The sequence below is a fragment of the Streptomyces sp. NPDC051963 genome, from assembly GCF_044593495.1.
GTDB lineage: Bacteria > Actinomycetota > Actinomycetes > Streptomycetales > Streptomycetaceae > Streptomyces.
This window is the reverse complement of sequence record NZ_JBIUCC010000003.1, coordinates 681,705-707,419: the sequence shown is the minus strand read 5'-3', so window position 1 is coordinate 707,419 and position 25,715 is coordinate 681,705. Positions and strand designations below refer to the sequence as shown.

General features: G+C 69.6%; 20 protein-coding genes, 1 tRNA gene and 2 pseudogenes. 14 read left to right on the top strand and 9 right to left on the bottom strand.

The features are described from left to right. Positions 1-30: 30 nt before the first annotated feature. Positions 31-390, top strand: a complete 360-nt coding sequence (locus tag ACIHFB_RS15440) for an MmcQ/YjbR family DNA-binding protein (protein WP_400127031.1) — start codon at positions 31-33, stop codon at positions 388-390. Between the two features lie 64 nt (positions 391-454). Here the strand turns inward: ACIHFB_RS15440 and ACIHFB_RS15435 are convergent, their stop codons facing one another. Together ACIHFB_RS15435 and ACIHFB_RS15430 are read right to left on the bottom strand one after the other, a co-directional pair. After that, complete coding sequence (locus ACIHFB_RS15435) at positions 455-1,375, bottom strand: transketolase family protein (protein ID WP_400127030.1); 921 nt, start codon at positions 1,373-1,375, stop codon at positions 455-457. A 45-nt stretch (positions 1,376-1,420) separates the two neighbouring features. Further along, positions 1,421-2,146, bottom strand: a complete 726-nt coding sequence (locus ACIHFB_RS15430) for a transketolase (protein WP_400127029.1) — start codon at positions 2,144-2,146, stop codon at positions 1,421-1,423. Between the two features lie 151 nt (positions 2,147-2,297). On the opposite strand from ACIHFB_RS15430, the gene ACIHFB_RS15425 reads away from it, so the two are divergent. Then, a tRNA-Pro gene (locus ACIHFB_RS15425) sits at positions 2,298-2,371 on the top strand. A 308-nt stretch (positions 2,372-2,679) separates the two neighbouring features. Further along, positions 2,680-3,591, top strand: a complete 912-nt coding sequence (locus tag ACIHFB_RS15420; protein WP_400127028.1) for a PQQ-dependent sugar dehydrogenase — start codon at positions 2,680-2,682, stop codon at positions 3,589-3,591. A gap of 39 nt (positions 3,592-3,630) precedes the next feature. On the opposite strand, the pseudogene ACIHFB_RS15415 reads toward ACIHFB_RS15420, so the two are convergent. Further along, positions 3,631-3,746: pseudogene (locus tag ACIHFB_RS15415) on the bottom strand (transcriptional regulator); the annotation flags it as partial. Positions 3,747-3,812: 66 nt separating this feature from the next. Here ACIHFB_RS15415 and ACIHFB_RS15410 point away from each other — a divergent pair. Both ACIHFB_RS15410 and ACIHFB_RS15405 read left to right on the top strand, forming a co-directional pair. Beyond that, a pseudogene (locus ACIHFB_RS15410) lies at positions 3,813-4,010 on the top strand (transcriptional regulator); the annotation flags it as partial. A 547-nt stretch (positions 4,011-4,557) separates the two neighbouring features. Continuing rightward, positions 4,558-7,515, top strand: coding sequence for a BTAD domain-containing putative transcriptional regulator (locus ACIHFB_RS15405; protein ID WP_400127027.1), 2,958 nt, complete (start codon positions 4,558-4,560; stop codon positions 7,513-7,515). Positions 7,516-7,535: 20 nt separating this feature from the next. On the opposite strand, the gene ACIHFB_RS15400 is transcribed toward ACIHFB_RS15405, so the two are convergent. Beyond that, positions 7,536-8,138 (bottom strand): sigma-70 family RNA polymerase sigma factor, encoded by a 603-nt coding sequence (locus tag ACIHFB_RS15400; RefSeq protein WP_365286126.1) that lies wholly within the window; start codon positions 8,136-8,138, stop codon positions 7,536-7,538. A 180-nt stretch (positions 8,139-8,318) separates the two neighbouring features. Then, positions 8,319-8,558, bottom strand: coding sequence for a hypothetical protein (locus ACIHFB_RS15395; RefSeq protein ID WP_365286124.1), 240 nt, complete (start codon positions 8,556-8,558; stop codon positions 8,319-8,321). Positions 8,559-8,726: 168 nt separating this feature from the next. On the opposite strand from ACIHFB_RS15395, the gene ACIHFB_RS15390 reads away from it, so the two are divergent. The 4 genes from ACIHFB_RS15390 to ACIHFB_RS15375 are packed head-to-tail and all read left to right on the top strand — an operon-like array spanning position 8,727 to position 12,972. Beyond that, entirely contained in the window at positions 8,727-9,575 is an 849-nt protein-coding gene (locus ACIHFB_RS15390; RefSeq protein WP_400127026.1) for a 2-amino-3,7-dideoxy-D-threo-hept-6-ulosonate synthase, read from the top strand. Continuing rightward, entirely contained in the window at positions 9,505-10,656 is a 1,152-nt protein-coding gene (locus ACIHFB_RS15385) for a 3-dehydroquinate synthase II family protein (RefSeq protein WP_400127025.1), read from the top strand. The genes ACIHFB_RS15390 and ACIHFB_RS15385 overlap by 71 nt, the downstream gene beginning before the upstream one ends. Before the next feature lie 7 nt (positions 10,657-10,663). Further along, positions 10,664-11,482, top strand: a complete 819-nt coding sequence (locus ACIHFB_RS15380; protein WP_400127024.1) for an arylamine N-acetyltransferase — start codon at positions 10,664-10,666, stop codon at positions 11,480-11,482. Between the two features lie 2 nt (positions 11,483-11,484). Next, positions 11,485-12,972, top strand: a complete 1,488-nt coding sequence (locus ACIHFB_RS15375) for a class I adenylate-forming enzyme family protein (protein ID WP_400127023.1) — start codon at positions 11,485-11,487, stop codon at positions 12,970-12,972. A 34-nt stretch (positions 12,973-13,006) separates the two neighbouring features. Here ACIHFB_RS15375 and ACIHFB_RS15370 read toward each other — a convergent pair whose 3' ends face one another. After that, positions 13,007-13,300: a helix-turn-helix domain-containing protein gene (locus ACIHFB_RS15370; protein ID WP_365286237.1), complete on the bottom strand. Its 294-nt coding sequence runs from the start codon at positions 13,298-13,300 to the stop codon at positions 13,007-13,009. Between the two features lie 227 nt (positions 13,301-13,527). Between ACIHFB_RS15370 and ACIHFB_RS15365 the strand changes: the two genes are divergently transcribed. Beyond that, positions 13,528-14,538 carry a zinc-binding alcohol dehydrogenase family protein gene (locus tag ACIHFB_RS15365; protein ID WP_365286235.1) on the top strand — a complete coding sequence of 337 codons (1,011 nt, stop codon included), beginning with the start codon at positions 13,528-13,530 and terminating at the stop codon, positions 14,536-14,538. A gap of 45 nt (positions 14,539-14,583) precedes the next feature. Further along, positions 14,584-17,718, top strand: coding sequence for a BTAD domain-containing putative transcriptional regulator (locus ACIHFB_RS15360; RefSeq protein ID WP_400127022.1), 3,135 nt, complete (start codon positions 14,584-14,586; stop codon positions 17,716-17,718). Positions 17,719-17,733: 15 nt separating this feature from the next. Here the strand turns inward: ACIHFB_RS15360 and ACIHFB_RS15355 are convergent, their stop codons facing one another. Together ACIHFB_RS15355 and ACIHFB_RS15350 are read right to left on the bottom strand one after the other, a co-directional pair. Then, positions 17,734-18,438, bottom strand: coding sequence for a hypothetical protein (locus tag ACIHFB_RS15355; RefSeq protein WP_365286112.1), 705 nt, complete (start codon positions 18,436-18,438; stop codon positions 17,734-17,736). Between the two features lie 13 nt (positions 18,439-18,451). Beyond that, the gene (locus ACIHFB_RS15350) at positions 18,452-21,670 is read right to left on the bottom strand and encodes a BTAD domain-containing putative transcriptional regulator (RefSeq protein ID WP_400127021.1); all 3,219 of its coding nucleotides are present in this window, start codon (positions 21,668-21,670) and stop codon (positions 18,452-18,454) included. Between the two features lie 270 nt (positions 21,671-21,940). On the opposite strand from ACIHFB_RS15350, the gene ACIHFB_RS15345 reads away from it, so the two are divergent. After that, a complete protein-coding gene (locus ACIHFB_RS15345) occupies positions 21,941-23,461 on the top strand; it encodes a GMC family oxidoreductase N-terminal domain-containing protein (RefSeq protein WP_365286108.1) in 1,521 nt (506 codons plus the stop codon). Between the two features lie 81 nt (positions 23,462-23,542). On the opposite strand, the gene ACIHFB_RS15340 is transcribed toward ACIHFB_RS15345, so the two are convergent. Beyond that, the gene (locus ACIHFB_RS15340; RefSeq protein WP_365286106.1) at positions 23,543-23,851 is read right to left on the bottom strand and encodes a Dabb family protein; all 309 of its coding nucleotides are present in this window, start codon (positions 23,849-23,851) and stop codon (positions 23,543-23,545) included. 152 nt (positions 23,852-24,003) lie between these two features. On the opposite strand from ACIHFB_RS15340, the gene ACIHFB_RS15335 reads away from it, so the two are divergent. Both ACIHFB_RS15335 and ACIHFB_RS15330 read left to right on the top strand, forming a co-directional pair. Continuing rightward, the gene (locus tag ACIHFB_RS15335) at positions 24,004-24,558 is read left to right on the top strand and encodes a GrpB family protein (RefSeq protein WP_365286104.1); all 555 of its coding nucleotides are present in this window, start codon (positions 24,004-24,006) and stop codon (positions 24,556-24,558) included. 199 nt (positions 24,559-24,757) lie between these two features. Further along, on the top strand, positions 24,758-25,609 hold the full coding sequence (locus ACIHFB_RS15330; RefSeq protein WP_400127020.1) for an LLM class flavin-dependent oxidoreductase: 852 nt from the start codon (positions 24,758-24,760) through the stop codon (positions 25,607-25,609). The last annotated feature ends 106 nt before the right edge of the window (positions 25,610-25,715 follow it).

The following is a 25,715-nucleotide window of genomic DNA, read 5'->3' as shown; positions in this document are numbered from 1 at the left end:
CTGTCAGTGGGAGCCGCTACGGTGCGTCTCATGCAGGATGCCGAAGACGTACGACGGATCTCCCTGTCCCTGCCGGACACGACGGAGAAGATCGCCTGGAGCATGCCCACGTTCCGGGTCGCGGGGAAGATGTTCGCCACGCTGCCGGAGGAGGAGACCTCCATCGCCGTGCGCTGCCCGAAGGAGGAGCGCGACGAACTGGTCCTGGCCGAGCCGGAGAAGTTCTGGATCGCCGAGCATGAGGCGATGTTCGCCTGGGTCCGCGTCCGGCTCGCGGCCCTGGAGGGCGAGGACGAGCTCCGGGACATCCTCGCCGACTCCTGGCGCCAGGCGGCTCCGCCCCGACTGACCGACGCCTACCCGGAGTTGGGGCTGCCGGCGGCGGACTGAAGGCGCCTTGGAACGCCGTCGCCTGCTTATTGAGGCGCCATCGCGCGCCGCCGCCCGCTCCTCCTCACCCCCGCACAGGCACCCGCCCGCCCGTGACGAACCGTGTGATCCGCTCCCGCAGCGACCCCGCGTCGAGGCCGTGAGCGGCGACATGCTCGTCGACGCGTCCGTAGCGCCTCAGCTCACGGCGTCCGACGCCCAGGCCCAGGACGCGGTGGGGTACGTCGGTGAGCGCGTCGTTCGCGGCGGCGGTCGAGGTGCCCGCGAGGTAGGGCTCGACGAGGACGACGTCCGTTCCGGCGGTTTCCGTGGCCCGGCGCAGCCCGGCCGCGTCGAAGGGCCGTACGGTCGTCGCGTACAGGACGGTCAGGTCGAGGCCCTCGGTGGCGTCGAGCACGGCGTCGAGCATCGGCCCCACGGCGACGACGACTCCGGAGCGGCCCTCGCGGACGGTGCTGAAGCGTGCCCCGTCGACCGGGCGTCCGGCCGCGTTCGACTGGAGGGACAGCCGGACGTACACCCTGTCGTCACCGGCGGCGATCGCATGCCGCAGCAGTGTCTCGGCCTCGTCCGGATGCCCGGGCACATGCACGGTCCAGCCGTCCAGGGTGTCGAGCAGCGCCACATCGCCCGGAGACATATGGGTGTACCCACCGGCCGGCCAGTCGAAGGACGCGGCGGCGCTGACCAGCACCGCACCGACGCCCTGGTGCCCGAGATCCAGCTTCACCTGCTCGAAGGGCCGCTCCACGAGGAAGCTGGCGAAGGTGTGCACGACCGGCCGCATCCCGGCGAGCGCCAGACCGGCGCCCGCCCCGACCAGGAGCTGCTCGCGGATACCGACGTCGATCACTCGGTCGGGATGCCTGCGCCGCACCTCCTCGAAACTGTCGACGCCGATCGCGGCGAGGACGACCGCGACCCGCGGATCCTCGTCGAGCACGCGCGAGACGACGGGGGTGAAACGGTCACGCATGGTGTCCATGGAGTTCCCTTTCTACGAGATCGGAGTGGGTGTGGGAGGTGGCGCTCAGCCGTGCTTCGGCTCGACGCGGGCCACGACCAGATGCGGGCGGCCCGGGTGCGGGGCGGTGCAGGCGGCGTACAGCTCCTCGTGGTCGCGACCGTCGACGGTGACCGTCGACCAGCCCGCGGCCTCGAAACGGGCGGCGATCCCGCGGGGCCGGGCATGGGCGGCGGACGCGTTGTCGATGACGACGGTGTGCAGCCGCTCCAGCCCGGCGGGCCCGGCGAAGGCGATCGCCTCGTGGTTGCTGCCCTCGTCCAGCTCGGCGTCTCCGACGAGCGTCCAGATCTGCGGCTCGTGGAGCCCCTGGGCGCGCAGCCCCAGCGCCGTCCCGACGGCGATCGGCAGCCCGTGCCCCAGCGAACCGCTGCCGATCTCCGCCCCCGGCACGAGCACCCGGTCGGGGTGATGGCCGAGCGGTGAGTCGTACGAGCCGAAGCCCGGCAGCCAGTCCACGGGGACGAAGCCCTTCGCGGCCAGAACCGCGTAGTACGCCATCGGCCCGTGCCCCTTGGACAGCAGGAACCGGTCCCGCCCGGGGTCGTCCATCCGCTCGGGGCTCACCCGCAGCACCCGGTCGTACAGCACCCACAGCGCATCCAGCGTGGACGTCGCCGCAGGTCCGTGCTTCTCGTCGCCCGTCATCAGGCTCATGAGCCGGGGCAGGTCCGCATAGCCGTACGTGCCCCTGTGTTCCTCGGTGATCGACTGTCCTTCGGTGATCGTCATGCCGACGATCGTGCAACCTCAATCAAACTTGAGGTCAAGGGCCGCCTCGCGGGGGCTTCGGCCCGGCATAAACGAGTGCGCGACCACCGACCCGAGTGCGGTATTGTTTCCATGCGCGTACGGCCGGGGGAAACCCCAGGTCAGACGGCACCGGGACGTGGCGCAGCTTGGTAGCGCACTTGACTGGGGGTCAAGGGGTCGCAGGTTCAAATCCTGTCGTCCCGACGGTGCGAAGGGTCTTCGCGGGCGGAAGCCTGTGGGGGCCCTTTTCGTATGCGGCGGCTCCCGTCCCTGCCCTGCTCCGAGAGCCAATTCTTCAGGTAACGGTCACCCTTTCGAGGTGGATGCCCCGACAGGGCGATTCCTAAGATCACCGCGTGCGATGGCGACGGGTCCTCTTACTTGGCTTGGCTGGTCTGCTCGTGGCGGGGACGGCCGTAGGGATTTACTCCTACGGTTCCTTCTATGGCTGGTGGGCCCGCCCGACCGTCCGCGACGCTCCGGTGGCGAAACCGGCGGCCGTGGAGCCGCTCGTGAGCGGGTTGCGTTACCCCTTCGACCTGGCTTTCCTCCCCGACGGGTCGGCGCTGGTCACCGAGCGTGAGACCGGGCGCCTGCGGAAGGTCACCCCGGACGGGCAGCTCACCGAGGTCCGGACGATCCAGGAGATCGCCGAGCCGGTTGTCCAAGCCGGGTTGCAGGGGGTGGCGGTCTCCCCCTCCTATGAACGGGACGGCTGGGTCTACGTCTACTACACCACCGAAGAGGACAGCCGGGTGAGCCGGCTGCGGCTGGACTCGTCGGCCCCACCCGAGCCGATCCTGACCGGTATACCCAGCGGTGAAATCCACAATGGCGGGCGGATCAGGTTCGGCCCGGACGGCATGCTCTACGTGACCACCGGGGAAGCCGACGACCGTTCCAGGGCCCAGGATCGCAACGACCTGGGCGGGAAGATCCTGCGCCTCACGCCCGCGGGCAAGCCCGCACCGGGCAACCCGATAGCGGGCTCACCGGTGTACAGCTGGGGATTCCGCGACCCGCAGGGGCTCGCCTGGGACGAAAAGGGCCGGCTCTACGTCTCCGACTTCGGCCACCACAACCTCGACGAGCTGAACCAGGTCGAACCCGGCGCCGACTACGGCTGGCCCGAGGTGGAAGGCACCGGTGGGGAGCCCGAGTTCACGGACCCGATAGCGACCTGGAAACCCGCCGACGCCTCACCCAGTGGGATGACTTACCACGACGGCCTGATCTGGGTCGCCTGTCTGCGCGGGGAGCGGCTCTACCGAATCGCCACCGACGGCTCGTCACCCGAGCAGTTGTTGTCCGGCCAGTACGGCCGGCTACGGCTCGTGACGGAGGCCCCGGACGGCTCGCTGTGGGTGCTGACCAACGGCCGCACCGGCCCCGATCACGACCTGATCCTCCGCGTGACCCCGTGACGCCCTCTTGGGCGGCAAGTGGTGCGGTGTCCGCCCGGTCATGCCGCGTTCGTCAGGTGTGAGGCGAGAGTCGCCCCACGCGGCCAGGGCGACGACCACCGGTCGTAGGGAGCGAGGAGTTCGGTGAGGACGTCCTCGTGGCGTACGGCGTCGGTCTGGGTCTCCCGCCCCCTCGGTGCCGGTGCGGCGTATCAGTGCGGCCTCGGCGGTCATGGCGGTTTTTCCGCCTGAGCGTCGTGATGCAGCTTCACGCCACCGTCGCCCGCTACCCCAGCGATCCCGCGGTGAACGGCCTCGTCGACGAACTCCGCGGCGCCAGCACCGACTTCGCCCGCCTCTGGGAACGGCACGACGTACAGGCCGCGCCGATGCTCACGAAGACCTTCCGCCACCCGACCGTCGGCGAGGTCACCGTCGACTCACTCGGCAACCGGTTGGGCGGCGGACTTGAGCATGTGACAAATGCCGGGTCGACGCCTGCCGTGAACGCTGGTTCTCCGAGTGAACCTCCTCGTCCTTGCTTCCGTTGCAAAAGAGGTAAGTGAGGTTGCCGGGTAAGGCGGAAGGTCAGTGCGTTGACTGCGAGGTTCACTTCCGAGCAGAAGATTCATCATCTCCTCACATGGGCGGCAGAGTGGAGAGGGGCTCGGCGAGGGCGGAGCATGTGGTCCTATTCCCTGAGTCTGGGAGGGGCTCACGCCCTGCTGAACGACTGGACCAAGAGCGGGAAGTTGATGGATCTGCTCACCTCGGAACAACGGAGCCTGATAGAAGCGGCGCGTGAGCGGTCGATTGAATCCGGACGCTCGCGGAAAAGGTCGCACGGGTGAATTCCAGGTGTGTTTCGCTGAGGTCGCCGACGGCGCGATCCGCCTGAGGTGTGTCCGCAGACAGCGCCCGGAAAGTGTGAGGACAGCGCTGCGGGGTGGACTCCGCTCGCCAGGAGTCGTACACACGAGGAGAGACATGAGCAGGGGCCCCGAGAAGTTCGTCCTGCTGGGACCGGTCAGGGCGTGGCACGGGCCGGCAGAGGTCCGGCTGGGGAGCCCGCGACAGCGTCTGGTCATGTCCGTCCTGCTGCTCCGCCGCGCTCTTCCCGTACCTGCCGACGATCTGCTCGACGCGGTCTGGGGAGACCGGCCCCCTCCCTCGGCCGCGAACCAGCTTCAGATCTACGTGCACCGGCTCCGGCGCGCGATGGAGCAGGCGGGCCGCTCGGAGTCCCTGATCGAATCCGTGGGCAGCGGGTACCGCCTCCACGCTCCTCCCGAGGCCGTCGACCTGGAGGTCTTCCAGGCGACGATGTCCGAGGCGCAGGACGTCCGGCGTGCGGAGCCCGACCGGGCCCGCGCGCTGCTCGGACAGGCTCTCGCCCTGTGGCAGGGTGTCGCACTCGCCGATCTGCCGGGGGAGTGGGCCGAGGCCCAGCGCGTGCGTCTGAACCGGATGCACCTCGACGCGCTCGAGACGTCGCTCCGGCTCGCCCTGGAGACGGGCGCCGCCCACGACATCGTCGGCGAACTGGCCGACGTCATCGACCGGAACCCGCTCGACGAGCGCTTCCGGGAGATCCTGATGCTCGCGCTCTACCGCTCGGGGCGCCAGGCGGCGGCGCTGGAGGTCTACACCGACGTACGCACTGTGCTGGCGGAGGAGCTGGGGATCGACCCGGGACAGGCGTTGCGGCAGATGTACGAGGGGATCCTGCGCGCCGACCCGGACCTGCTCGTTCCGGAGAGCGGCCGGGGCGAGAGTCAGGACGGGCGCCAGATCCTGGGTCGAAGTGAGAGCGGTGTCGTCGTCTCCGCCCTGGGACGATCACCTGCATCCGCCCCCGCCTCCTTGCCCATTCCCGCCCAACTCCCCTACGACCTGCCGGTCTTCTCGGGACGGGCCCGGGAGATCGAGGAGGTCGTCGAGGTCGCGGAAGCGGGCCGGCACCGTGGCGTCGGCACGGTGCTCTGTGTCGTCGGGGGATCGGCGGGCGTGGGCAAGACCACCTTCGCCGTGCATGCCGCCCACCGTCTGGCGCAGGACTATCCGGACGGGCAGATCCATCTGGATCTGCACGGGTTCGACCCCCAGGAGAGCCCGGTTCCGCTGCGCCGCGCCATGCGCAGTCTGCTGGAGAGCTTCGGAGTCCTGGCCGACCGGCTGCCCGAGGACCTCGACGCCCAGACGGCCCTGTACCGCAGTCTGCTCGCGGACCGGCGCGTGCTCCTGCTGCTGGACAACGCACGCGACGCCCGGCAGGTGCGCCCCCTGCTGCCGTCCGCTCCGGGCGCCCTGGTGCTCATCACCAGCCGCGACCAGATGTCCGGCCTCGTCGTACGGGACGGCGCACACTACCTGCCGCTGGAGACTCTGACGGCGACGGAGGCTCATGCCTTGCTGGTACGTCGTCTGGGTGCCGCCTGCGTCGACGCCGACCCGGCCGCGACCGAGGCCATCGTCGAACGCAGCGCCGGCCTGCCGCTCGCGCTGGCGCTGATCGCCGCCCGTGCGGCCACGCGCCGAGCGCGCTCACTCACCGCCATCGCCGACGAACTCCGCAGGACGGCGGCCACGTTGGACGCGCTGGCCGATTCGGACCGCAGCCTCGATGTGCGCTCCGTCTTCTCGTGGTCGTACGAGGCACTGCCCGACGACGCGGCGCGGCTGTACCGCCTGTCCTCGCTGGCGCCCAGCACCGGCTGCTCGGCCGCCGCGCTCGCCGCGCTGGTCGCGGTGGACGAGGCCGGTGTCCGGGGCATGCTCGGTGAGCTGACCAAGGCCCACCTCCTGGAGGAGTTCGAGCCCGGACGCTTTGTGTCGCACGATCTGCTCCGGGAGTACGCGGCCGAACTGCTGGCGGCGCAGGAGGGCGCCCACCAGGGGCCCGACGAGGGTGCCCACCTGCGCGCCGACACCAAGGGCGCCGCCTTCCGCCGTCTGCTGGGTCACTGTCTGCGTACGGCATACGCCGCCGCGCGGACGGTCGCGGTGAACCTGCCGTCCTTGGCGCTCCATCCGGACGCGGCGGACGCCGCGGAGGCCGAGGACGTGTCCGAACCTGCGCGGGCGGTGGCGTGGTTCGCCCAGGAGGCCGAGGGGCTGATCCATCTCGTGACGAGGGCCGGCGCCGTCCCGGGCTGTGAGACGCAGACCTGGCAGCTGGCGTGGTCGCTGATGGAGTATCTGCAGCGCGAGGGACGCTGGGACGACCAGATCACGACGCAACGCGCCGCACTGGACGCCGCGTTGCGCGCGGGCGACAGCCTCGGTCAGGCGCACTCCCACCGCAATCTCGGCCGGGCGTACGTCCAGGCCGGGCAGCTCGACGAGGCGCACGAGCAACTCGACCACGCCCTGGCCCTGTTCGAGAAGCTGGGCGATCTGGACGGCCAGGCCCGCTGCCACGGCAATCTCGGGTTGGTGCTGACGCGCCGGGGCCGGTACGGCGTGGCCCTGCCGCATGTGCACCAGGCCGTCGAGCAGTTCGAGGCGGCGGGTGACCGGCTGGGACAGGCCGCCGCCCTGAACAACCTGGGCTGGACCTATGCGCAGACCGGCTGCCATCGGGAGGCTCTGGAGTACTGCCGACGGGCCCTGGTTCTGCTGCACGATGCCGGGGACCGGGTCGCCGAGGCCGCCACCTGGGACAGCGTCGGCTATGTCCACCACCGACTCGGCGAGTACCGGAAGGCTCTGGACGGTTACGACCGTGCGCTGGAGCTCGACCGTCAGCTGGGCGACCTGTTCAACGAGGCCGAGACGCTGGCCCACGTCGGTGAGACCAGACTCGCCATGGGCGACCGGGCCGGCGCCCGGGAGGCGTGGCAGGCCGCCCTTGCCGTCTTCCAGGACCTCGATCCGCAGGCTGCCGCACGCGTCGGCGAACAGCTGGCCGGGCTCGACGGCGCGGTACCCGACAGCCCTCACTGACCTGACAGCCCTCACTGGACTCACGGAGTGAACCCGCGCTTGATCAACGCCCTGCGGAGGGCCTTCAGGGCCAGGTGGGTGCGGGACTTGACCGTGCCCTTGGGGATGTCGAGAGCGTTCGCCACCTGGGCCACGGACTGGTCGAGGAACTGGACCCGGACCAGGATCTCCCGGTGCTGCAACGACAGGTCGCCCAGCGCCTCGCGCACGATCTTCCTGGTCAGGGAATGATCCATGCACTCGGGCGCGGCCACGTCGTGCAGCGCGTGGTCCTCGGTCTCCGGTGGGCGGGCCTGCCGGGCCCGGAGACCGTCGATGACGAGGTTGCGTACGACGGTGACGAGCCAGGGCCGTATCCCCTCGGCGTCCGGATCGAGGATGTCGGCGTGCCGCCAGGCCCGCAGAACGGCCTCCTGCACCAGGTCCTGCGCCTGATGGCGGTCACCGCAGAGCAGTCCCGTGGCCACTCTCAGCAGGACCACACCGTGCTTGTCGTAGACGGCGCGGATGAACGCCTCGTCGCCCGCCCGGTCCCTGTGTGCGACGCCCCGGCGTTCCGGACGGGCCGCCAGGCCGCCAGGGCGGCTCGGACGGGCTTCCAGGACTGCTGCGCTGTGCCTCATAGCTGTGTTCCCCCGATGCGCGCATGACTCGCACACGGCGCAATGACTCGCTGAAACTCGAACGAAGTCACCTTCGGGAACGCCGCTTACTGCCGGCTTAATGTCCGCTTGGCACGCCGTCTCCCGCGGAGACAGCCGGGGCACAGCCGGGCGAAAGGCGCGGGCGGTTCACCAGGGCCCTCACTCCAGCGCGGCGCGGATCGCCGCCTCCCGTAGTTCGGGGATCCGGTCGGCCCAGTCTCCGAGCAGATCCTCCTCCGGAAGGCGGCGCAGAGTGACCAAGGTCGCGAGGAGATCGTCCGTTTCGGCCCAGCAGTCCGGGCATTCACGCAGGTGTCTGCCGACGCCGTCGGCCTCCTCGGGCTTGAGGGCTGCCATGGCGTAGGCAGCCAGTACTGATTTGTCCTGCTCGCATCTCACGCTGCGGTCTCCTGCAATGGTGTCCGTTGCCCCGGCGACTGGAATGGTCTACGCCGCTGTTGCCGGAACGGTTCATGTCGAGCCCATGAACGGCCGGACCGGACCCGTGAACCTCGCCCGTACGGCGGCCGTAGACGTCACCGACCCCCTCAGAAACGGATCGGTTGGATGCATGTGTTCGACGGCGCTTCGAGCGCCCGCAGGCTGCGGCTGCTACGTCTTCACCGACATAACCCCCGGCGCCTTCTGGTGGTTCCGCTGGATCATCCCTTGACGGACGGAACCATCACCGGCGGCGGAATCGGCCTCAATCGTCTGGTCGGCCGACTGGCGACCAATGGTGCGGACGCCGTGGTGCTGCACAAGGGAAATGTCCGCCATGTGGATCCGGCGTGGTTCACCCAGACCTCGCTCATCGTCCATTTGAGTGCGAGTACGTCCCATGCTCCCGATCCCGACGCCAAATATCTGGTCGCGACCGTCGAAGAGGCACTGCGGCTCGGCGCCGACGCGGTGAGCGTGCACGTCAATGTCGGCTCTCGGCAAGAGGCCCGGCAGATAGCCGACATGGCCGTGGTGGCAGAGGCTTGCGACCGCTGGAACATTCCACTGCTGGCGATGATGTATCCGCGGGGGCCGCGCGTCACCGACTCCCGTGATCCGGCGCTGATCTCCCACGCGGTGGCCGTCGCGGTCGAACTCGGTGCGGATCTGATCAAGACCTATGCCATCGAGTCGGACGCGGAGATGCTTCGGCTGACGGCTTCCTGTCCGGTTCCGGTCGTGGTGGCCGGTGGACCGCGACTGGGCAGCCGGAAGGCGCTGTTGGAGTTCGTCGACGGTGCGCTTCGGTGCGGTGCGGCGGGAATCGCCATGGGCCGCAACATCTTTGAGTCCGAGAACCCGGCAGCCACGACGCGCGCGCTCGCCCGCCTCGTACACGGGGATGTCCCCCCGCCCGCGCCGGTCGAGTTCTACAGCGCAGAGACAGGGAACCATGAAACTCACGTGGCTTGACATTCGAGGCGCGTCCGCCGCGCAGGCAGTGCTCGAAGAGGCGCTGCACCAGAGGTTGGACGGCGTCGTCTCGGACACGCTCGCGGATCTGGGAAATCTGCCACCCACGGTACGGAAGATCCTCTTCCCGCAGGGCAAGGCACTGCCGGACGACCTCACGGTGGCCGACGTGGTGATCGTCGATCCCCGTGAGCACGGCGCGCCCGCGGAACTCGCGCAGGCCCATCCGGGCGTGGAGTTCGGACGGTTCGTGGAGATCGTCGACGCCGCGACCCTGGAGGACGCCTGTCAGTCGGCTCGTACGGAGCGGTGGAGTCTGCTGCTGTTCCGCGATCCCACCAAGATTCCGCTGGAGATCGTCATCGCGGCCGCCGCCGGTGCCGAGGGAAGCACCATCACCATCGCTCAGGACGTGGCCGAGGCGGAGATCGTCTTCGGTGTGCTCGAACACGGGTCGGACGGTGTGATGATGGCGCCCGGCGCGGTGGGTGATGCCACCGCCCTCAAGCAGGCGGCCGCCACGGAGACTTCACCGCTCGACCTGGTCGAGCTCACGGTCATCGCCACGGAGCATGTGGGCATGGGGGAGCGGGCCTGTGTCGACACCTGTAGCCACTTCCGTGAGGACGAGGGGATCCTGGTCGGCTCGCACTCCAAGGGAATGATCCTCTGTGTGAGTGAGACGCATCCCCTGCCCTATATGCCCACCCGGCCGTTCCGCGTGAACGCCGGTGCCATTCACTCCTACACCCTGTCCCGCGACGGGCGTACGCACTACCTCAGCGAGTTGAAGTCCGGCAGCAAGGTCATGGCCGTGGACGTCAAGGGGCAGACCCGTATCGTCACCGTCGGCCGGGTCAAGATCGAGAGCCGTCCGCTGATTTCGATCGACGCGAGGGCCGAGGACGGACGCACCGTCAATCTGATCCTCCAGGACGACTGGCATGTCCGGGTGCTCGGCCCGGGCGGCGCGGTGCTCAACAGCACCGAACTCAAGCCCGGCGACCGGGTGCTGGGCCATCTGCCCGCCGAGGACCGGCATGTGGGCTATCCCATCAACGAGTTCTGCCTGGAGAAGTGAACACGCCATGGACACCGAACTCATCGATGCCTACCTTCGGCGCATAGACGCCGAAAGGCCGGAGCGGGCGGACGCGAATGTCCTGCGGTATCTCCAGGAACGCCATGTGCTGGCCGTGCCGTTCGAGAACCTGTTCTTCCTGTTGGGCGAGCCCATTCCGTACTCCCTGGATGCGGTCAGGAAGATCGTGTACGGACGACGCGGCGGTGGCTGCTTCGAATTGAATTCGGCCTTCGCCATGCTGCTGCGGGCGCTCGGATTCGAGGTCACTTTGCTGGCCGGCTGTATCTACCGTGGAGAGAAACCGGACAGCCCCATCGGTCATCTGGCGCTCCGGGTGGAGACGAACGAACCGGAGAGGCGTTCCTGGCTGGTGGACGTGGGCCAGGGGAGTCACAGCCGGTGGCCCCTGCGACTGGATCTGCGCACACCGCAGCAGGACCCGCACGGCGCATATCTTCTCAAGCCGACACGTGAAGGGGACATCGACGTCTTCCGTGACGGTTCGCCGCTGTACCGGATGGAGTTGAAGCCTCGGGAAATCGAATTCGGGCTCCCCATCATCTGGTGGTATCAAACCGCCCCCGACTCCCCCTTCGCGAACCGGCTGATGTGCGTCCAGCCGCGGGTGGACGGCAGGGTGACTCTGGCGAACAGGGTCCTCACCAGGGAAATCGACGGTGAGCGGATCAGGGAGCGGATCGTCACCGAGGAAGGGTTGTTGACGGCGCTCAGCACCTGGTTCGGAATCCACCTGGACAAGTTGCCGGACATACCGAACAGGTCCCCGGTAGCCGCCGCCGTCGTCGGAGAGGGGCGTTCGTAGACATGCCCGGGAATGTCACTCAGGATCTGGCCGAACTCGCCCGCGCCAAAGGGTGGGAGGACCGCGTCGCCTTCCTGGCCGACGACCGCGCCTGGACCTTTGCCGAGGTGTTCGACGGTGCGGCACGGGCGGCGGGCGGATACCGGTCCGCGGGAGTGCGCCGCGGCGACCGTGTCGTACTCGCGCTCCCCGACAGCATGGAGATGGTCTGGTGCGTGCTCGGCGCGTGGCAGGCCGGGCTCGTCGCCGTTCCCGTCAACGTCCAGATGAGCAAGGAGGACCTGACCCGGGCTCTGACCACGGCGGAGCCCGCACTGATCGTGGTCGACCCGGATACGGCCGGATGGCTGGACACCGCGGGCCCGGCCCCGACCACGAGGGCCGGAGCACTGCTCGCGGGCGAACCGGATCCCGATGTCGCCGACGGCGGGGACGCTCCGGCGCTGGCGGTCTTCACGTCCGGCACCACGGGTGCGCCGAAACTCTGCTTCTTCCTCCACCGCAACTTCTCCGACCAGCCCGTTCCGGCCGACGGCGGCGGTCTCCGGACGGTCGGGTTCTCGGTGTCCCGGATGTACTTCCTGGGCGGACTGCACTACTCGCTGCTCACCACACTCGTGACCGGGCAGACCGCCGTCCTCTCCCGGCCGCGTGCGACACCGGCCGAAGCGATCGAGCTCATACGCCGCCACCAGGTCACCGACCTCTTCGCGCAGCCGAGCTTTCTCGCACGCATGCTCCTCGAACCCGGCCACGCCGAAGCGCTCGGCCGCCTTCGTCAGGTCACCGGCGCGGGGGAGGTCCTCTCGGTGCGGCTGCGCGAGCAACTGGTGCCGATCCTCGGAGAACGGCTGATCAACAACTACGGCACCACCGAAGCCGGCGTGATCGCCATCGGCCGGCCCGCCGCCTACGACATGCCCTCGGCGGTCGGTCCGCCCCTCCCCGGACGGCCGGTGCGCATCGTCGACACCGAGGGACTGCCGCTGCCCACGGGCACACCGGGCGAGCTGCACATCCGCGTCGGGTTCGTCTCCCGGGGCGTTGCCCGCGGGAGCCTCGGCCCCGACCAGGAGACCGATACGTGGTGGCCGACGGGGGACCTGGCGTCCATCGACGACGAGGGTGTCGTGCACGTGCACGGCCGGCTGGACGACGTCGAGGTGATCGGCGGGCAGAACGTGGTGCCCGGTGAGGTCGAGCGGCTGCTGGAGAGCCATCCGCGCATCCTCGAAGCGGCGGTCAGCGCGGTCCGCCTCTCCGCCGGGGACACGAGCCTGTGCGCCTACCTGGTGGCGGTACCGGAATCCGAGCCGGGCGTGAAGACGGACGGCGACGCCGTGGCGGCCGAGCTGATCGACCTCGCCCGGTCCCGGCTGTCCTGGTACAAGGTCCCGCAGGACGTCGTATGGCTGGCGGCACTGCCCCGCAACGCCAACGGCAAGATCCTGCGACGGCGACTGCGCGCGTACGGCGGCCTGTTCGCCTGACGCCGGAACGTCAGCGCAGCCGCGCGTCCCGGTGTCAGACGGTCGCCGGGAACCGTTCGATGTTCTGCTCCACCCAGGTGCGAAGGTGGGCGAGGGGACGGCAGGCGTCCTCGCCGAGCGGGGTCAGGCTGTACTCGACGCGGGGCGGGACCTCCGCGTAGATCTCGCGGTGGACCAGCCCATGGTCCTCCAGGCGGCGCAGCGTCTGGGTGAGGACCTTGGGGCTCACGCCCTGAAGCCGGCCGCGCAGTTCGCCGAAGCGCTGCGGTCCGTCCTCCAGGGCGCCCAGGGCGAGCGCGCTCCACTTGTTGGCGAGCAGGTCGAGCATGTCGCGGCACGGGCAGGCGGCGAGATAGACGCTCTTCGGGTCGTCGCAGGTGTCGGCAGGCATCAGCATACGGCAATAGTACCCGATGGGAACCATGCTCCCTTGCGGGTAACCACTACCCATTCCGTACTGTCCCTGACGTGGCCGAAGCCACGAACTCCCCTGCATGGTGAAAGGCAGAACCCCTCATGACCGACACGCACCGCACCCACAGCATCCCCGAGACCATGCCCGCCGTCGCGTACCGCAAGTCGCTGCCCGTCGACCAGGCCGACAGCCTGCTGGACGTCACCCTGCCGACTCCGCAGCCGGGCCCCCGCGACCTGCTGGTGCAGATCGAGGCGATCGCCCTCAACCCGGTGGACTACAAGGTCCGGCAGAACGCCGACCCGGGCGGCGACACGAAGGTGCTCGGCTGGGACGCGGCCGGCACCGTGGTCGCCGTGGGGGACGAGGTGGAGCTGTTCTCGGTGGGCGACGAGGTGTACTACGCCGGTGCGATCGACCGGCCCGGCGCCAACTCCCGCTACCACGCGGTCGACGAGCGCATCGTCGGCCGTAAGCCCGCCACGCTCTCCTTCGCCGAGGCCGCGGCGCTGCCGCTGACCTCGCTCACCGCCTGGGAGGGGCTGTTCGAGCGGCTGGGGCTGCGCACGGGCGGACTGGAACAGACCGGCGCCCTGCTGATCACCGCGGCCGCGGGCGGCGTCGGCTCCATCGCCGCGCAGCTGGCCCGCGCCCTGACCAGCCTCACCGTCATCGGCACGGCGTCGCGGCCCGAGAGCACCGACTTCGCGCGCCGGATGGGCGTGCACCAGGTGATCGACCACCGCGAGCCGCTGGGTCCGCAGCTCGCCGAAGTGGCGCCGAACGGCCTCGACTTCGTCTTCAGCACCACGGGCACCGATCGCAACCTGGCCGCCTACGGCGAGGCGCTCAACCCCTTCGGCCACATCGTCGCCATCGACGACTTCGACTCCCTGCCCATCGGGGTGCTCAAGGCGAAGAGCATCTCCTTCCACTGGGAGTTCATGTACACGCGGTCGATGTTCCGCACCGCCGACCAGCACATGCAGCACCACATCCTCAACCAGGTCGCCCGGCTGATCGACGCCGGTATCCTCACCACCACCGCCACCCGGGACCTCGGCCCGATCAACGCCGAGAACCTCCGCGAGGCGCACCGCATCCAGGAGACCGGCACCGCCATCGGCAAGACGACACTCACCGGGTTCTGACGTAGAACGTACGGACACACCGGTCCCGTGATGAAAGTGGACGTCATGCACTTCCGCCTCCTCGGCCCCCTTGAGCTGGTCTCGGGGCGTGGCGCCGTCGCCCTTCCCGGGGTCCTCTCCCGTGCGATCGTCGGGCGGCTGCTGCTGGCCGGGGGAGCGGTGGTGCAGCGTGACATGCTCATCGACGACCTGTGGGCGGAGCGGGAGGCGAAGGACCCGGTCAACGCGCTCCAGGTCCAGGTGACCAAGGTGCGCGCGGCCTTCGCCGCTCACGGTGAGGGCGAGCGCCTGCTGTCGCGGCACGGGGGATACCGGGTCGTCGTGGGACCGGAGGACGACCTCGACACCGTACGGTTCGAGGCCGCCGTACGGGAGGGGCACGAGTACCTCGAGGCCGGTGCGTACGAGCAGGCCGAAGCGGTCCTGCGGCAGGGGCTGTCGCTGTGGCGTGGACGTGCCCTGGACAATCTTGAGGGACGGGTCTTCGAGGCGGAGCGATCGCGTCTCGAAGACCTGCGGCTGAGCGCGTTGGAGGATGCCGCGTCGGCCGGTCTGGAGCTGGGCCGGGCCGAACGGCTGGTGCCGGAACTGAAGGCGTCGCTGGCCGGGGCGCCGCTGCGGGAACGGCTGCGGGAGCGCTTGATGCTGGCGCTGTACCGCAGTGGGCGGTCGGCCGAGGCGCTGGCGGTGTACGAGGAGGGGCGCCGTCTGCTGCGGGCGGAGCTGGGGGTCGCCCCGTCGCTTCAACTGCGGTCGCTGCACGCGGCGTTGATTCGGCACGATCCCTGGGTGCGGACTCCCGCAGCCGAGGGCGCGGTACTGGGGGACGCCCGGCCGGTGCCGGTGAGGGGCAATCTGCGGCGTCCGCTGGGTCCCTTCGTCGGTCGGCGGGGGGACCTGGAGGGGCTGGGCCGGCTGGCTGCGGGGGAGCGGCTGGTCACGGTGGTGGGGCCGGGGGGTGTGGGCAAGACGCGGCTGGTGTCGGAAGCGGGCCTGCTGCTCCAGCCCTCGTACGACGGAGTGTGGTGGGCGGACCTCGCCTCGACCGGCGAAGCGGGTGTGCTGACCGCCGTGGCCGGCGCCCTGGGCCTGTCGGACGCTTCGGTACGGCCGGACCAGGCTCCGCACGACTATGTGCACCGGCTCGCCTCCTTCTTCGCCGGCCGCGACAGCGTCCTCGTGCTCGACAACTGCGAACACGTGCTGGACGCCGTGGCCCCGCTGGTGGGAACCCTCCTCGGCCGGTGCCCTGCGCTGACGGTCATCACCACCAGCCGGGAACCGCTCGGCATCCACGGCGAGGCGCTGCTCCAGCTCGCGCCGATGCCCGAGGAGGAGGCCGCCGACCTCTTCACGGCGCGCGCCGTCATGATCGACCCGACCTTCACGGCGGCCGACGAGACCGCGCTGCGTGACATCCGGTCGCTGTGCCGGCGGCTGGACGGGCTGCCGCTGGCGGTGGAACTCGCCGCCGCTCACGTCCGGCTGCTGGCGCCGCGGGAGATCGAGGCCCGCCTCGACAACCGTTTCGCCCTGCTGACCAAGGGCGAGAGGACCGCGCCCGCACGGCACCGGACCCTGCGCGCCGTACTGGACTGGAGCTATGCGCTCCTCGACACGGCCGAACAGCGGGTGCTGACCGAGCTGGCCCTCTTTGTCGGGGGCTGCTCCGTGGCGGTCGCGGAGGCGGCGCAGGTGCGGTGCGGGGCGGACGGCGACGGGCTGTTGCATGTGCTGGCCCAGTTGGTCGACAAGTCCCTGCTCTTCTGCGTCCCCACGCCCGGCGGCAATCGGCTGCTGATGCTGGAGACCGTACGTGCCTACGCGCTGGCCCGGCTCCAGGACGAGGGGAGGGTCGCCGAGGCCGAGGAACGCTTCACGGCGTGGGCCCTGACCTTCGTCCGCGAGAGCACCGACGACATCGCGTCCGGCGACCAGCGGGAGGGCGTCAGACGCGTCACCGAGGAGTCCGCCAACATCAGGGCCGCCTCGGACCTCATGATCGCCCGGGGCAGGACGGCACGGTCACTGTGGCTGGAAGCACGACTTGGCTACTACTGGACCATCAGCGGCCGTGAGGAAGAGGGCATCGACCGCCTCCGACGCAGCCTGCGGGCCTACGACGCCGCGGCGGACACGCGGGCCGCCGAGCCCACGGCCGAGGAGGAACAGGCGCTCTTCTACGCGGTTGCCTGGCTCGTCTGGCTCAACCACGTCGTCGGCCGGTACGAGGCGGCCGGCGCCTTCGCCGACCGGTACCGCACGGTGTGGCGGCAGGCGAAGAACCCCGACCTCGCCGTCCTGGGGCCCTGTTACGAGGCACTCCACGCCATGTTGAACGGGCGGGACGACGTGGCGGACCTCTTCGCTCCGGCGGAGAAGGGCGTCGCGGACACGGAGTTCCACTGGGACCGAGCGGTCCTCCAGACGAACTGGGCGACCCACTGCCTCCAGCACGGCGACATCGAAGGCGCCCGCCGCCATGGACTGGCTGCCGTCACGGCCTCACGTGCCGCCGGGGACGACTACGCCCGGGCCTTCTCCCTCCTGCTCTGCGGCGACGCGGAGGAGAGCGCCGGGCTGCGTGACCGCGCCCGCGAACACTGGACCGAGGCGGCGGACATCCTTCGCGCCATCGGCTCGCGCGCCCTCCATGCGTACACGGCACTCCGGATCGTGTGCCTGGACATCGCGGAGGGCACGCTCGGCGCGGCCGAGGAGCGGCTGTCGGAGCTGGTACGGCTCGCGGACGAAGCGAGTGCGGACGATCTCCGGGCCGCCGCGGCCGTCCTGCGCGGAGTGCTGGCGTGCCACGACGACCGCTTCTCGGACGCGGAGGTGATCTTCGCCGGCGTCTGGGACAGCGCCACGGCGCCACTCGACCGCAGAGCGATCTCCGCCGTCGGCCTGGCGGTGGCGGCGACGTTCGGCCCGTCCATCGACTCGGCGGCCGACGACGCCCGGACGTGGATGGAGCGCGCACGGCAGGCCCACGAGCGGGTGCGCGAGCCGCGGGCCCGGCGCACCGTGGGTGCCCTGCTGGACGAGCTGGACACGTACTGCCGGTCGGGTCCGAGCGGCGGGATCGGGGCCGATCGGCTGCGTGCATGGCTCTCCGGCAACCCTTCCGTACTCACCGGCTTCAGCGGAGTGCTGAACGGCCCCGGCCGACATCGCTGAATCGCGGGTGTCGCCTCAGGACGCCGTCTCACCGGGCCATGCCTGCGCGGCGAACCGCTCGAACTGCGGCAGCCAGACGGAGTGATGGAGGCGGGCAAGAGACGCGGGGAACGCGGAGAACAAACGGTCCGCGCGATCGGCGGACAGCCCGTCGCACAGCCAGGGCAGTACGAAGTCCAGCGTGTCCTGCGCGGCCTGTGCCGTCAGCACAAAGGACTCGACCCGCACCCAGTCCGCGGCGGTGAACGTGCGCAGTGCCGGCGACAGGAGCTCCGTCTCCTGCCAGAACGACAGGGCCGACATCTCCTCGTGGAACCGCCGGAAGGGGAAATGAGCGGAAGCCGGTGCGGCACGCGCCCGAAGAGCGTCGGTGAGTTTCTGCCCGGCTTCCGCCCGTGCAGGTTCCAGCGACTCGTAGCGCGTGTTCATCGAGGCGACGACGGTCTCGTACTCCGACCCCTTTGACAGCAGAAGGGTCCAGAACACTTCGCTCATGGCGCGCTGATGGCCCGTCATGACGGCCGTCAGCGCCTCCCACCACCGCACCAGTGCGTCGGCGCGCTCGCCGGACGCCTGTTCGCCGGAGGCGAGCAGCAGTCGGTAGCGGGCGAGATCCCGCATGTACCGCTTGTTCAGCAGCGGCAGGAACACCACGTCCGCATGTTCCAGGGCCCTTTCGAGAGTGGCCGGACGCAGCGGCGGTTCGACGTGATCGACCATCAGGGCTCCTTCGTCATGACACACGGGAACCACAGGGGACATGGACAGCCCTGGTGTTCCTTCCGTGCATCAAGTCGATCAGGAAGCCCTGTCCTGCCCCTTTCCGGCCGCTGTCCACGTCAGGGGCCGGGGTCAGCAGAAGGCGGCCAGCACCGAGGGCGAACCCGACAGTCGTTCGTGGAGGGCGAATCGCCGTGCGGGCACGGCGCGTCGGTGTTCCGAGATCTCGTCCAGAAGAGAATCGATCGCGGTCCGCGTGCGTGGCTCCATCAGCAGACCGGTCAGCTGCCCGACCTCGTGCAGTACGCCGCGCAGGTCCGCAGCGGTCTCCGTGCCGGGTGGAGCCGCACAGGAGGCGAGACCGAGGCCCGCCACCGCCCCTGCGGTTGCGTGGAGAGGTCGGTGCGGACCAGACCTCCCGGAATACGGTTTCGGCCTCGTGGAAGCGGGCCTGGCAGGCCAGGATCACACCGCGCAGATTGGCGACGGCGGACCTGAGGTCGTACGAGATGAGCTCGGACGCGACCTGTTCCACTTCGGACAGCCTTCGGTCCGCCGCGTCGATGTGTCCCTCCGCCACATCGAGAAAGGCGATCCGCAGCGCTCGGTACGACCATCGTGAACGGGCGCCCATGGAGCGGAAGATGCCGCTCGCCTCGCTCCACAGCGCGCGGGCCGCGTCCCTTCGGCCGACGCTCTCCTCGGCGTCGCCGCAGGCCGTGAGGCACACCGACAGGGTGACCGGGTCGTCGATGACCTTGGACACCTCGATGCCGGTCAGTGCGTGCTCCCGCGCGGCGTCCGCGTCGCCCGCGTGCAGGCAGTAGGTCGACCAGGCGTAGTGCAGGGCCACCCGGTCCCAGCCGAAGTCGGTCCCGACGATTCCCGCGTCCGCCGCCGCGAACCGGTCCTCCCAGCCCTCCTCCGCGGCGAGCCGCGCATGCAGGGCCTCCCAGACCGGGCCCACGACGGCCACATCCGGATTCTTCGCCCTCCGCCACGTCTCCCGGTAGCGCTCCTCGTAGCGCAGCGCCATGTCATGTCGTCCGGAGACGTGGTTCAGCCAGGCCAGCCAGACGAATGCGTAGCAGAGCGCCCATTCCACCTCCGCTGAAAGCTGCCGGTGATCGGCGGAGTTCCGCACGGCGGTGTCGTAGGCGTCCAGCGTGCGCGTCAGTCTGTCGATGCCCTCCTCTTCGCGGCCGAGGATGTACCAGAAGTACCCGAGAGTCGATTCGAGCAGCAGCGCATCCTCGGCCCGCCCCTGCTGCGTCATCAGTTCCGAGGCGGCCCTGAGATTGGCGGAGTCCTCGGCCACCCGCCGTGCCCATACGGACTGTTCCGGCGACGGCATGCCCTTGTGGCCCTTTCTGACGAACCCCAAGGACCAGGCGATGAAGCGGTCCTGAGCCCTCGTCAGATTGCCCTCTTCCGCAAGCTTTGCCTGGGCGTATTCGCGTACCGTCTCCAGCATTCGGAAACGGGTTCCCCCGGTGTCGCGCACCGTGAAGATCAGTGACTTGTCCACGAGTTGGCTCAGCACGAGGAGGATGTCCGCGGAAAGTTCCGGGGGAAGTGCCGCCTTCTCCGCGTCCTCGATCGAGCATCCGGCGACGCGGAGGGAGAGTTCGCCCAGTACCCGTTGCTCGGAGGTGCTGAGCAGTGCGTAGCTCCAGTCGAGAACCGCGCGCAGTGTCCGGTGCCGTTGAGGTGCGGTGCGCTCCCCCTTGACCAACAGGGCGAACCGGTCGTTCAGTCGGCGGTCGATTTCCGGCACGGACAGCAATCGCACGTGCGCGGCCGCGAGTTCGACGGCCAACGGCAGTCCGTCCAGACGGCGACAGAGTCCGATGACCTCATGGCTCGCCGCGTTCAGGTCGAACGACGGGTTGATCATCGAGGCCCGGAGCGCGAAGAGGTGGGCTGCCTCCTCGGCGGCCATCGGTTCCACCGGGAAGAGGATCTCGCCGGATGTGCTCAGCGGCTCTCTGCTGGTGGCGACGATCGTGACGGACGGACAACGGTCGAGGAGTTTCTTCACCAGAATCGCGGTCTCGTCAAGAACGTGCTCGCAATTGTCGAACGCGAGGACTGCCGTGCGTTCCCTGAGATAGGAAACGATCCGCTGGAGGGGGTCCAGCGGTCGCTGTTCCGCGGTGACGGCGCCTTCGGACAGACCGAGCGTGCCCGCAAGAGCCGTCAGGACTCCGCCCTTCTCGACGCTCACGAGGTCGATCCACCAGACGCCCGGGCCGCCGTGGTCCGGTGGCGACAGGGCCTCCAGCAGGAGCCGGGTCTTGCCCACACCCCCCGGCCCGACGGCCGTGACGAGACGCCGACGGCCGATTTCCCGGCGTAGATTCCGCACCATGGTCACGCGCCCCACGAACGCCCCGGGCGGACGGACCAGGTTTCCCTCCGTCGCCGGGCGAGGATGCGTTGTGGCCGTCGGCTGCTTGCCGGGGACGTGGTCGGCTCCCATGAGGGCGGGATTGTGCGCGAGAATCGCCAGCTGTAGCGCATCCAGCTCGGGGGATGGGGCGAGCCCCAACTCCGCGTCCAGCAGCTTGCGTCCGTCGTGGAACACGTCGAGGGCGTCGGCATGCCGTCCGCAGCGATACAGCGCCAGCATCAACTGGGCACGCAGCTTTTCCCGCAGGGGATGCGCGGCGACCAGACCTGACAACTCCGCGACGAGTTCCTCGGCCCTTCCCAGTTCCATACCGGCGGTGATGGCGTCCTCGTGGGCGGTGAACCGGAGTTCTTCCAGCCGAGTGCGCATCGTGTCGAAACAGGCGCCGGTCATTTCCGCGAGGGCGGGGCCCCGCCACAATGCCAGCCCGCGCCGGAGCAGTTCATCCGCTGCCACGAATTCTCGTCGCCCGAGATACTCCCGGCCGCGGCGGATGTGATGCTCGAACTCGGTCACATCGATACGGTCGTGTTCCGACAGGACCAACCGGTAACCGCCCGCCCGCATGGTCAGACGCCCTTCCTCGCCGCCGGCGGCGAAGGACGTACGCAGCTTCGTCATCTGGACCTGCAGAGCGTTGGCGGGATTCCGGGCGGGCCGCTCGGCCCACAGTTCGTCGATGAGAACCTCGCTCTGCACCGGACGTCCTTCGGCCAGGATCAGCCGTGCGATCAGGGCGCGTCCCAGAGGGCCCGCAAATCGGATCGAGGTGCCGTCCGATGCGATCACGTCGAGCTGGCCGAGCAAGCGGAAATGCATGCGCATTCCTATCACGGGTGACCGGCGGGACCGCCGGTCGGCATGAGCCCACTGTCCCGACGTACGACATCTGCTGCGGTGGTGGTGAACCGTCCCGTGTGACGGCACGTTTCCCGCAGTGAAGGGCGCTTGCCGTCCCGCGCGTACGGCGTGACAGGCAGTGGGCCGCCCCGACTCACGACTGCTCGTGGCGAGCGACTCACGGCGTGCTGCGTTCCCCGCAGTGACGCAGCCGAGCCGCGCCCACGGGACGATCACAGGAGAACCCATATGACGACCCTGACTTGCGACTACATCGTCGTCGGAGGCGGCACCGCGGGCTGTGTGCTGGCCGCACGACTGTCCGAGGATCCGGCGACACGCGTGGTGCTCCTGGAGGCCGGCGAGGAGAGCGGCCCGGAGGCGATGTCGTCCCCCGACCCGCTGGCGTCCTTCGGTCTCTGGGGCTCCTCGGTGGACTGGGCGTACTCCACCACCGCCCAGGCCGGCACCGACGATGAGGTTCACGCTTGGCCGAGGGGCCGCGTGCTCGGCGGGTCGAGCGCCATCAACGGCATGGTGCACCACCGCGGGCATCCCCACAGCTACGACGCCTGGGAGAAGCAGGGGGCGACGGGCTGGACCTTCTCCGCGCTGCTGCCCTGCTTCCGTCGCAGTGAGACCGCGGCCGAAGGCCATGACCCACGTGTACGGGGCACCGACGGCCCCATGCGCATCGAGGCCGCTCCGGCGCCGAGCCCGCTCGCCAAGGCGTCCTTCGAGGCGGCGATGGAGTCCGGGCACACGCCGCTGGAGGACGGCAACGGCTGGTGGAGCGAGGGTGTGTCGTGGCGTGAGACGAACGTCGTCGACGGACGCCGGCAGAGCGCCGCCGACGCCTATCTGACGCCCGCCGTCCGCTCCCGGCCCAACCTCAGGGTGGTCACCGGCGCTTACGCCCGCCGCCTGGTGCTGGACGGCGCACGCTGCGCCGGGGTGGAGTACACCGCCGCCGGCGAGGTGCGGACCGTCCTGGCCGGCCGGGAGACCGTCCTCGCGGCCGGCACGATCGGCTCGCCGCACCTCCTCATGCTCTCCGGGATCGGCCCCGCCGACCATCTCCGGGAAGCGGGCGTCGAGGTCCTGGCGGACCTCCCCGGCGTCGGCGCCAATCTCCACGACCACGTGACGAGTTACGTGTCGTACGGCTTGCGGCAGCAGCCCGACGGGGGTCCGTCGGCCGAGGCGCAGGTGCTGACCCGAAGCGCCCGTGACGCGGCACCCGACCTGCTGCTCCTGTTCGCCGGCGCGGCGCTGCGGCCCAGGTGGACCGGGGCGGACCCCGGCGGCTATTCGATCCTGTTCTCCCTCATGGCCCCCGTCGGCCGGGGCACCCTACGTCTGGGCAGCTCCGACCCGACCGCTCCGCCGCTGCTCGATCCGGCCTATCTCACCGACGACCGGGACATCGACCGGCTGCTCGTCGGGCTGCGGCTCGCCCGCGAGCTCGGCGGGACCGACGCGCTCGCGCCCTGGCTGACGGACGAACTCGCCCCCGGCGCGGGCATCCGGGACGACGACCTCGCGCGCGCGTACCTCCGGAGTACCGCGAGCACGTACTTCCACCCCGTCGGGACCTGCCGCATGGGTACGGACGAACTCGCCGTGGTCGACCCGCAGTTGCGGGTGCGGGCGGCCGAGGGGCTGCGGATCGCCGACGCCTCGGTGATGCCGTCCATCGTCTCGGCGCCCACCAACGCGACCGTGCTCGCCATCGCCGAGCGAGCGGCGCAGCTGATGACCAAGCCGTAGAACGACGGCCGCGGGCGGCGGTGGACGGCCCACCCGCCGTCCGCCGCCGCCCGGTTCACCCGAACAATGCGCGCTCAGGTTCTAGACCTTCACGTCGACGTCCATGTCGATGACCGCCCACGAGGCACGGCTCAGCCAGTGGCCTATCGCGGCCTGGTGCGCGGGGTGGTGGAAATACCGCTGGAAGGCGGCCTCGTCCTCGAAGAGGCTGTTCAGTGCGAAGTCGTACGAGACCGGCGTCCCCTCGAACACATGCCACGACACTTCCCACTGCCGGATCTCCGGGATTTCCCGCCCCAGGTTCCTTACGAGCTCGAATCCCTCCACGACCTCAGGTGATTCGCGGGTGAGTCCCTCGTTGAGTTTGAAGAGGACGATGTTCCGGATCATTTCCGCTCCTGCGTGATGCGTATGGATTGTCCTGGAGGACGTGGACGACTACGAGCCGTCCCCCGGATCGGTTCACCCGCACGTCACAGAACCGTCCGAGCGGAAATTCGGCGAACCTGTCCGGGATTCGAGGCTCAGTACAGTGGTTGGCCATGGGCGATTTTGAACGCGTCGTCGACGTGGTCGCGTATGACCCGGCCTGGCCGGAGCGGTTCGAGATCGAGCGACGGCTCTTGGCGGACGCACTGCCCATGTCGCTGAGCATCGAGCACATCGGATCGACGAGCGTTCCCGGGCTGGCGGCCAAACCCATCATCGACATCCTGGTGGTGGTACCCGACGTCGAGGGCGTGGCCGCCGATGTCTCGGCCCTGGAGCGACACCGGTACCGGTTCCGCCCCTCGGCCTTCGCCGACGACCACGATCACTTGTTCTTTCCCAAGGACACGGCGGGCAGGAGAACACATCATCTGCACGTCTTCGGCACGCAGTCGCCGCAGCCGCGGGAGAACCGGATCTTCCGCGAGTACCTCAAGGTCCACCCGGAGGTCGCACGACGATACGAGGTGGCCAAGCACCGGGCGGCTGCCCTGCATCCCGACAGCCGGGCCGAGTACGGCGCCGCCAAGGAGCCGTTCGTGATTGAGCTGATGGCCGAGGCCCTGCTGTGGGATGAGACATCCGGGCGAACCACGTCGGACGGCTGAGGTCATGCCTCTCCTCGGTCGGTATCTGCCTGTCCTGGAAAGGTGTTGTTCGGGTTCGGCCGACCGCGATATGGTCGCCGCACTCTAAAGATCATGCTCTCTGGAAACGCAGCCGCAGAACGGGAGCGAGCTCGCGCGCAGCAGCGCGGAGCCACGGAGGGGCGGCACCCGATTCGGTATGCCCTCCGGAGGTTTCCCCATGAAGATCGGTCTCGGTCTGCCCATCGATGATCCCGCCCTGCTGCTGAGCTGGGCCCGACGCGCCGATGTCGGCCCCTTCAGTACGCTCGGCCTGCTCGACCGGCTTGTTTTCGACAATCCTGAGCCCCTCATCACCCTTGCGGCGCTCGTCGGCGCCACATCGCGCATCCGCCTCCAGACCGAGGTTCTGATCGCGCCCGTCCACAACACGGCGATGCTCGCCAAGCAGACCGCGACGCTCGACCGCATGTCCGGGGGACGGTTCACGCTGGGCATCGGCGTCGGCGGTCGCGAAGACGACTGCCTGGCCGCGGGCATCGACATCCGACGCCGGGGGAGCCGACTCGACGAGCAGATGCCCCAGTTGCGCCGGACCTGGCGCGGCGAACCGTACGGCGAAGGCGTCGGACCCGTCGGTCCCGCGCCCACGACGCCCGGTGGACCGGAAGTGCTGTTCGGCGGCTTCGCCCCGGCAGCGATCGAGCGTGTCGGCCGGTTCGGCGACGGCTTCATCGGTGCGGCGCTGCCGCCTCGGTTCATGGCCGGGATGTTCCGCAAGGTGGAGACCGTCTGGGAGAAGCACGACCGCCCTGGCCGGCCCCGCCTGGTGGCCCAGGCCAACGTCGCCCTCGGCCCGGAGCGGACCGTCGAGCAAGCCCGACGCAACATCCGTGACTACTACGGATTCAGCGGCCACGCCGACCACATGGCCCAGGGCCTCCTCGACAAGCCGGAGACGATCCGCAACGCGGTCGACGACTTCATCGGTATCGGCGCCGATGAAGTCATGCTCTACTGCTGGTCCTCGGACATCGACCAGATCGACCGCCTCGCCGACACCCTGTCCTAGGGACCGTCGCACGTTCGCGAGGGGTGCGCCTTCCGGCCAGATCCGCCGGACAGGCCCTGGGCGCCGCCCAGTTGACAGTGCCGGGACGTCTCGGTGCTGCCGGTGC